Raw genomic sequence first — 6,980 nt, forward strand, 5'->3', positions numbered from 1 at the left:
TGGTGCGGCTGGATCAGAACGACATGTCGAACGACACTTCGCCCTTCACGCCCACCTGGTAGGCCGAGGAGCGGCGTTCGAAGAAGTTGGTCAGCTCCTGCACGTCCTGCAGTTCCATGAAGCTCAGCGGGTTGCGCACGTTGTACTTCTTTTCCATGCCGAGGCGGTGGAAATGATTGTCGGCGCAATGCTGCAGGTAGTGGCGCATGTCGCGGGTGGAAATGCCCGCCACGCCGCCGGACAGCACGTCTTCGGCGAACTTCACTTCGCATTCGATCGCTTCGGCCAGCATGTCATAGACCTGCTGCTTCATCGCATCGTCGAACAGGTCCGGCTCTTCCTCGCGGATGACGTCCACGCATTCGAAGGCGAACTCCATGTGCGCGCTCTCGTCGCGGAACACCCAGTTGGTGCCCGAGGCGAGGCCGTTGAGCAGGCCGCGCGAACGGAAGTAGTACACGTAGGCGAAGGCGGCGAAGAAGAACAGGCCTTCGATGCACGCAGCGAAGCAGATCTGGTTGAGCAGGAACTGGCGGCGCTCGTCACGGGTTTCGATGCGCTTGAGGTTCTGGATGGAGTCGATCCACTTGAAGCAGAAGTCGGCCTTCTGCTTGATGGAGTCGATGTTCTCCACGGCGTCGAACGCCTTGGCGCGCTCGTCCGGATCGGGCAGGTAGTTGTCGAGCAGGGTCAGGTAGAACTGCACGTGCAGCGCTTCTTCGTACAGCTGGCGCGACAGGTACATGCGCGCTTCGGGGGCGTTCAAGTGCTGGTACAGGTTCAGCACGAGGTTGTTGGACACGATCGAGTCGCCGGTGGCGAAGAACGCGACCAGGCGGTGGATGAGGTGGCGCTCGCCCGGCGACATCTTGCCATGCAGGTCGCTGATGTCGATCTGGAAGTTGATCTCTTCCACGGTCCAGGTGTTCTTGATCGCGTTGCGATACATGTCGTAGAACTGCGGGTAGCGCATGGGGCGCAGGGTCAGTTCAAAACCGGGATCGAGCAGCATTTGGGTCGGCTTGTCGGCCATGGTGTTTCTTTCCTTCTGGGGCGTACCGACTAACAGTCGGTACCTACCGAATTTGTACCGACTAACAGTCGGTACCTACCGAATATTGTGCCGACCAACGGTCGGTACCTACCGAATGTGGTGTTCGACCGGGTAGGCACCGACCGTTGGTCGGTGCACCCGGCGGGCGCCGGCCGTGAAGGCCGGCACGCCTTTTATTGGCACGCCTCGCAGCTTTCCGGGTTTTCCAGCGAGCAGGCCACGGCTTCCACCGGGGTGTAGCTGCTGACGGTGGTCTTGGCGATCTTGGTGGCCGGGCGCGAACGCAGGTAGTAGGTGGTCTTGATGCCCTGCTTCCAGGCGTACATGTACATGGAGGACATGGCGCCGATGTTCGGGCTTTCCATGAACAGGTTGAGCGAGGCGGACTGGTCGATGAAGGCACCGCGCTCGGCGGCCATGTCGATCAGCGAACGCATCGGCAGTTCCCATGCGGTGCGGTACACGTTGCGCAGCGTTTCCGGGATCTGGACGATGCCCTGGATGGAGCCTTCGGCCAGCTTGATGGCGTCGCGCATTTCCGGGGTCCAGTGACCCAGCTTCTTCAGCTCGGTGACCAGGTAACGGTTGACCTGCAGGAAGTCGCCCGACAGCGTTTCGCGCTTGAACAGGTTCGACACCTGCGGCTCGACGCACTCGTAGCAGCCGGCGATGGAGGCGATGGTCGCGGTCGGGGCGATCGCGATCATCAGCGAGTTGCGCAGGCCGTGTTCCTTGATGCGCTCACGCAGGGCGTCCCAACGTGCGGCATCTTCGGGCACCACGTTCCAGGCGTCGAACTGCAGCTCGCCGCTGGCGGCACGGGTGTCGGCGAAGGACGGGTGCTTGCCGCGTTCCTGGGCCAGTTCGACCGAGGTTTCCAGCGCGTGGAAGTAGATGGTCTCGGCGATCTTCTTCGACAGCGCGCGGGCTTCGGCACTGTCGAAGGCCAGGCGCTTGCGGAAGAACACGTCCTGCAGGCCCATGCAGCCCAGGCCAACCGGACGCCAGCGCAGGTTGCCGCGGCGTGCCGATTCGATCGGGTAGAAGTTCAGGTCGATGACGCGGTCGAGCTGGCGGATGGCCAGGCGCACGGTGTCGGCCAGCTTCTCGTAGTCGAACTCGCCGTGGGCATCGAAATGGTTGCCCAGGTTGATCGAGCCCAGGTTGCACACCGCGGTTTCTTCGGCCGAGGTGATTTCCAGGATTTCGGTGCACAGGTTGGACAGGTGGATCACGTTGCCCGCACGCAGCGTCTGGTTGCTGGCGCGGTTGCACTTGTCCTTGAAGGTCATCCAGCCGTTGCCGGTCTCGGCCAGGGTACGCATCATGCGCGAGTACAGCTTGCGCGCGGAGATGGTGCGGTTGGCCTTGCCCTGTGCTTCGGCCTGCAGGTAGGCCTGCTCGAACGCCTCACCGAACAGGTCGGTGAATTCGGGCACCACGCGCGGATCGAACAGCGACCATTCCTGGTCGGCTTCGACGCGCTTCATGAACAGGTCCGGGATCCAGTTGGCCAGGTTCAGGTTGTGCGCACGACGCGATTCGTCACCGGTGTTGTCACGCAGTTCGAGGAAGTCCTCGATGTCGGCGTGCCAGGTTTCCAGGTACACGCAGGCCGCGCCCTTGCGCTTGCCACCCTGGTTCACGGCGGCCACGGACGAATCCATGGTCTTCAGCCACGGCACGATGCCGTTGGAATGACCGTTGGTGGACTTGATCAGCGAGCCACGCGAACGCACGCGGGTGTAGCTGACGCCGATGCCGCCGCTGAACTTGGACAGCTGGGCGATATCGCCGTACTTGGAATAGATCGACTCCAGCGAGTCCTGCGGCGAATCCAGCAGGAAGCACGAGGACAGCTGCTCGTGGGTGGTGCCGGAGTTGAACAGGGTCGGGCTGGAGGGCAGGTAATCCAGGCTGCCCATGCGCTTGTACAGGGCCAGGGTTTCCGGCACGTCCTCGCTCAGCGCGCTGGCGATGCGCAGGAAGAACTGCTGCGGGGTCTCGATCACCTTGCGGGTGTGCGGATGGCGCAGCAGGTAGCGGTCGTACAGGGTACGCAGGCCGAAGTAATCGAAGTTCAGGTCCAGACCGATGTCGATGGCATCGTTGAGCTTGCGCGCGTTGGTCTGCACGAAGTTCAGCAGGCGGTCGTTGATCAGGCCCACTTCGTGGCCACGGCCCACCGACTGCGAGAAGGCGTGGATTTCCTGGCCCGACACTTCCTTGGCGATGTAGTTGGCCAGCAGGCGCGCGGCGAGGCGGCCGTACTCGGGTTCTTCACCGATCAGCAGGGCGGCGGTGCGGATGGACAGCTCGTCCAGCTCCTGCGTGGTGGCGCCGTTGTACAGGCCCGAAATGGTGCGGGTGGCCACGCGCATCGGGTCGACCGAATGCAGGCCTTCCGCCGAACGCTGCACCGCGCGCACGATCTTGTTCAGATCCACCAGTTCCGTGGTGCCATTGCGCTTGGTAACGCTCATGGCCATCGCGGTCGGCGGCGAGGTCAACAGGAATTCACTTTCCTGGTCGGTGGCTGCGCTGGTTTCGGTGCTCACGGCGTTTTCCTCTGGGCGTGATTTGGGGTGGTACAGGGTCGCCTGCGGGGGGCAGGCGTGGGACCGGTGCACTCGGGTCTCAGGGTGGACTGACGGTGTCGCATGGGACGCGACCAGCGCAACGGCGCTGCGGACGCTTCCCCTTGCTTCACCGGTCATCTCCCCCCGGAGACTGGCGCTACCAGCGCCGCACCCTGTACGGCATGCGGTTGTCGGTGGGCGTTGGGCCCGTTGGACCCTTCGACTTGTGGTCGAGGGGACCGACGGCCACAAGATAGTGGGGGTATGGGGGTCCGTCAACGCCAAATCTTGTGAATCTGGTCAATCCCTTGTGGCGCAAGGATTCGGCGCGCGGGGCGTCCGACGAACGGTTGCGACCCGTCGAAAGGGAGTGCGCAGTCAAGCGGCTGCGCCGTGTTTTTGATGCGATGCAGGGGCGCGAAAAACGGAACGATGGGCATCACGTGGGCGTAACAAACGTGGGGTGGCGGGCACCGCGCGGACACGCATGGCGTGTCCCTACGCGTAAGGAGGCGGCGTAACGCCACGCCACAGACGCGTGCCCCGGTTCGGGCGTGATGTCCGGCCGCCGGCAGGCGGCGTACGCCACGCCACAGGCGCGTGCCTCGATTCCGGCGGCGCAATCACGCCTTGTGGGGCGTGCCCAGGTATTCGGCGCTCTGCATCTCTATGAGGCGCGAGGCGGTGCGCTCGAAGGCGCCCTGCAGGCGGGTGCCCGAATAGAGCGCGACCGGCAGGTCGGTGGCGGTGCAGACCAGGTTGACGTGGCGGTCGTACAGCTCGTCAATCAGGTTCACGAAGCGGCGTGCGGCATCTTCGTTCATGCGGTCGAAATGCGGCACGTCGCCGAGCAAGAGCGTGTTGAACTCGTGCGCGATCTCGATGTAATCCGACGGGCCGCGCGGGCCTTCGCACAGGGCCTTGAAGTCGAACCAGACGATGCTCTTGCCGCGCGCGCGCACCGGAATCTTGCGCGCTTCGATCTCGATGTTGCCCGGCTTGGCCGGCTGCCCGCCACTCAGCGCGGCCCAGCGCTCGCCGAGCCAGGCATCGCTGCCGGCGTCGCGCGGGGACTGGTACACCGGCGAGCGGGTCAGCGCGCGCATGCGGTAGTCCTCGGTGCCTTCGGCGTACAGCTCCACGCAGTAGGTCTGCAGCAGCCCGATGGCCGGCAGGAAGCTGTCGCGCTGCAGGCCGTTCAGGTACAGGTTCTCCACGGCGGTGTTGGAGGTGGTGACCAGAGTGACGCCCTCGGCGAACAGGCGCTCGAGCAGGCGCGCCAGCAGCATGGCGTCGCCGATGTCGGTGACGAAGAACTCGTCCAGCACCAGCACGCGCAGCTTGTTGCGCCATTCCTGGGCGATCCGGGCGAGCGGGTCGCTCTGGCCCTGGTGCTCGCGCAGGCGCTCGTGGATGCCGCGCATGAACCGATGGAAGTGGGTGCGGTACTTCTGTTCGATCGGCAGGCCGTCGTAGAACAGATCCACCAGGAAGGTCTTGCCGCGCCCCACCCCACCCCAGAAGTACAGGCCCTTGACCGGCTCGGGCTTCTTCCAGAACGCCGACAGGCGGTCCAGCCAGCCGTCCTGGGCGCTGTCCACCAGGGCGATGTGGATCCGGTCCAGTTCGGCCAGGGCGGCGTGCTGGGCCGGATCGTTCTGCCATTCGCCCCGGGCCACGCCGTCGGCGTAGCGCTGCGACGGGGTCAGTGCGGTATCGCTCATGCGCTGGCGCTGTCCGGGTTGGGCAGCCAATGCTTGAGGCCGTGGGTGAGCGCGCCGCGCAGGTCGATCAGCTTGCGGTGGAAGAAGTGGCTGGTCTCGGGCATGCGGACCAGTTCGTGCGGGGCGCCCAGCTCCTCCAGCCAGTCATAGACCGCCTGCGGATCGACGATTTCGTCGTCTTCGCCCAGGATGACCAGCCAGTTGGCCGGCGGCTGTACGCCGTCGAAGTCCCAGCGCCCGGCCGGCGGCGCGATGGAGACCAGCACGTCGGGCTGGAGGTCGGCGGCGGCGCGCAGCGAGACGAAGGCGCCGAAGCTGAAACCGGCCAGCCACAGGGTGGCGTGCGGCTGTTGTTCGCGCACCCAGGCGGCCACGGCCTTGAGGTCGTCCTGCTCGCCGTTGCCGTGGTCGAAGCTGCCCTCCGAGGCGCCAACGCTGCGGAAGTTGAAGCGCACGGTGGTGATGCCCAGCTCGCGCAGGGTGGTGGCGACCATGGTCACCACCTTGTTGTGCAGGGTGCCGCCCTCGGTGGACAGCGGGTGGCAGACGATCGCCACGACCGGCTGGGCCGGCACGTCCGCCTTGGGCAGGTCGACGACCACTTCCAGCGCGCCGACCGGGCCGGCCAGCGTCAGCGTGCCGCTTTCAGTTGGGAATGGGGGATTGTGCATGGCGTCATAATACCGCTCCCCCGCGGGCTTGACCGCCGCGCCTGCCTGGAACCCCATGTTCTATCTGCTTTTCAGCGTGGTCTGCAGCGTGCTGGTGTCGGTGCTGCTGAAGCTGGCCGCCCGCCGCCGCCTGGATGTGGGGCAGATGGTGACCTGGAATTACCTGGTGGCCGCCGCACTCACGGCGTTGGTGCTGCGCCCGCCGTTGGACGCGCTGCAGTCGTCGCATGCGCCGTGGCCGGCGTTGCTGCTGCTGGCGGTGGTGCTGCCCTCGCTGTTCCTGGTGCTGGGCCGCGCGGTGGCGGTAGCCGGGATCGTGCGTACCGACGTGGCGCAGCGGTTGTCGCTGCTGTTGTCGTTGTTGGCCGCGTTTTTGTTCTTTGGCCAGGACGCCACGCCACTGAAGCTGCTCGGGTTGGGATTGGGGCTGGTGGCGATGGTGGGCATCAGCCTGCGCCCGCGTGGGCCGGCGGTGAGCGGTGACGGCAGCAGCTGGCGCTGGCTGCTGGCGGTGTGGGTGGGGTTTGCGCTGGTGGACGTGCTGCTCAAGCAGGTGGCGCTGTCGGGTACGCCGTCGATGGCGGCGCTGCTGGCCTGTTTCAGCATCGCCTTCGTGCTGATGCTGGGGGTGCAGCTGTGGCGGCATGGGAGCGGGCGCAGCCGGTTGGAGGTTCGCAACCTGGGCGCGGGTGCGCTGCTGGGCCTGCTCAATGGCGGCAACATCCTGTTTTACGTGCATGCGCACCAGGCGCTGCCGGACAGCCCCGCCACGGTGTTTGCCGGGATGAACATCGGCGTGGTGGTGCTGGGGGCGCTGGTGGGGGTGTTCGCGTTCGGCGAGCCGACCACGCGGTGGAACCGCGCGGGGTTGGCGTTGGCGGTGGTGGCGATCGGGTTTATTGCGTGGGGGTGATACCGCGGGCAGCCACGCAGGGCGTGGCTCTACCGGCGT

The 6,980-nt window shown here is 65.5% G+C and carries 5 protein-coding genes; 1 reads left to right on the forward strand and 4 read right to left on the reverse strand.

The annotated features are described in order from the left end of the window. Window positions 1–13: 13 nt before the first annotated feature. The 4 genes from RT456_RS02530 to RT456_RS02545 form a co-directional block, all read right to left on the reverse strand. On the reverse strand, window positions 14–1,033 hold the full coding sequence (locus RT456_RS02530) for a ribonucleotide-diphosphate reductase subunit beta (protein ID WP_313342059.1): 1,020 nt from the start codon (window positions 1,031–1,033) through the stop codon (window positions 14–16). A gap of 194 nt (window positions 1,034–1,227) precedes the next feature. Next, complete coding sequence (locus RT456_RS02535; protein ID WP_313342061.1) at window positions 1,228–3,612, reverse strand: ribonucleoside-diphosphate reductase subunit alpha; 2,385 nt, start codon at window positions 3,610–3,612, stop codon at window positions 1,228–1,230. A 644-nt stretch (window positions 3,613–4,256) separates the two neighbouring features. Further along, a complete protein-coding gene (gene zapE / locus RT456_RS02540; protein ID WP_313342064.1) occupies window positions 4,257–5,357 on the reverse strand; it encodes a cell division protein ZapE in 1,101 nt (366 codons plus the stop codon). Then, window positions 5,354–6,028, reverse strand: a complete 675-nt coding sequence (locus tag RT456_RS02545; protein ID WP_313342066.1) for a CocE/NonD family hydrolase — start codon at window positions 6,026–6,028, stop codon at window positions 5,354–5,356. Before RT456_RS02545 ends, zapE begins: the two co-directional genes overlap by 4 nt. 55 nt (window positions 6,029–6,083) lie before the next feature. Between RT456_RS02545 and RT456_RS02550 the strand changes: the two genes are divergently transcribed. After that, a complete protein-coding gene (locus RT456_RS02550; protein ID WP_313342068.1) occupies window positions 6,084–6,941 on the forward strand; it encodes an EamA/RhaT family transporter in 858 nt (285 codons plus the stop codon). The last annotated feature ends 39 nt before the right edge of the window (window positions 6,942–6,980 follow it).

Origin of the sequence: Stenotrophomonas sp., from assembly GCF_032099025.1 — a bacterium.
In the GTDB taxonomy this organism is placed as follows: Bacteria; Pseudomonadota; Gammaproteobacteria; order Xanthomonadales; family Xanthomonadaceae; genus Stenotrophomonas.

Bases quoted from the DNA above. Each gene is read 5' to 3' on its own strand.
- zapE (WP_313342064.1), bottom strand. From the start codon at position 5,357: ATGAGCGATACCGCACTGACCCCGTCGCAGCGCTACGCCGACGGCGTG.
- RT456_RS02550 (WP_313342068.1), top strand. From the start codon at position 6,084: ATGTTCTATCTGCTTTTCAGCGTGGTCTGCAGCGTGCTGGTGTCGGTG.
- RT456_RS02545 (WP_313342066.1), bottom strand. From the start codon at position 6,028: ATGCACAATCCCCCATTCCCAACTGAAAGCGGCACGCTGACGCTGGCC.
- RT456_RS02530 (WP_313342059.1), bottom strand. From the start codon at position 1,033: ATGGCCGACAAGCCGACCCAAATGCTGCTCGATCCCGGTTTTGAACTG.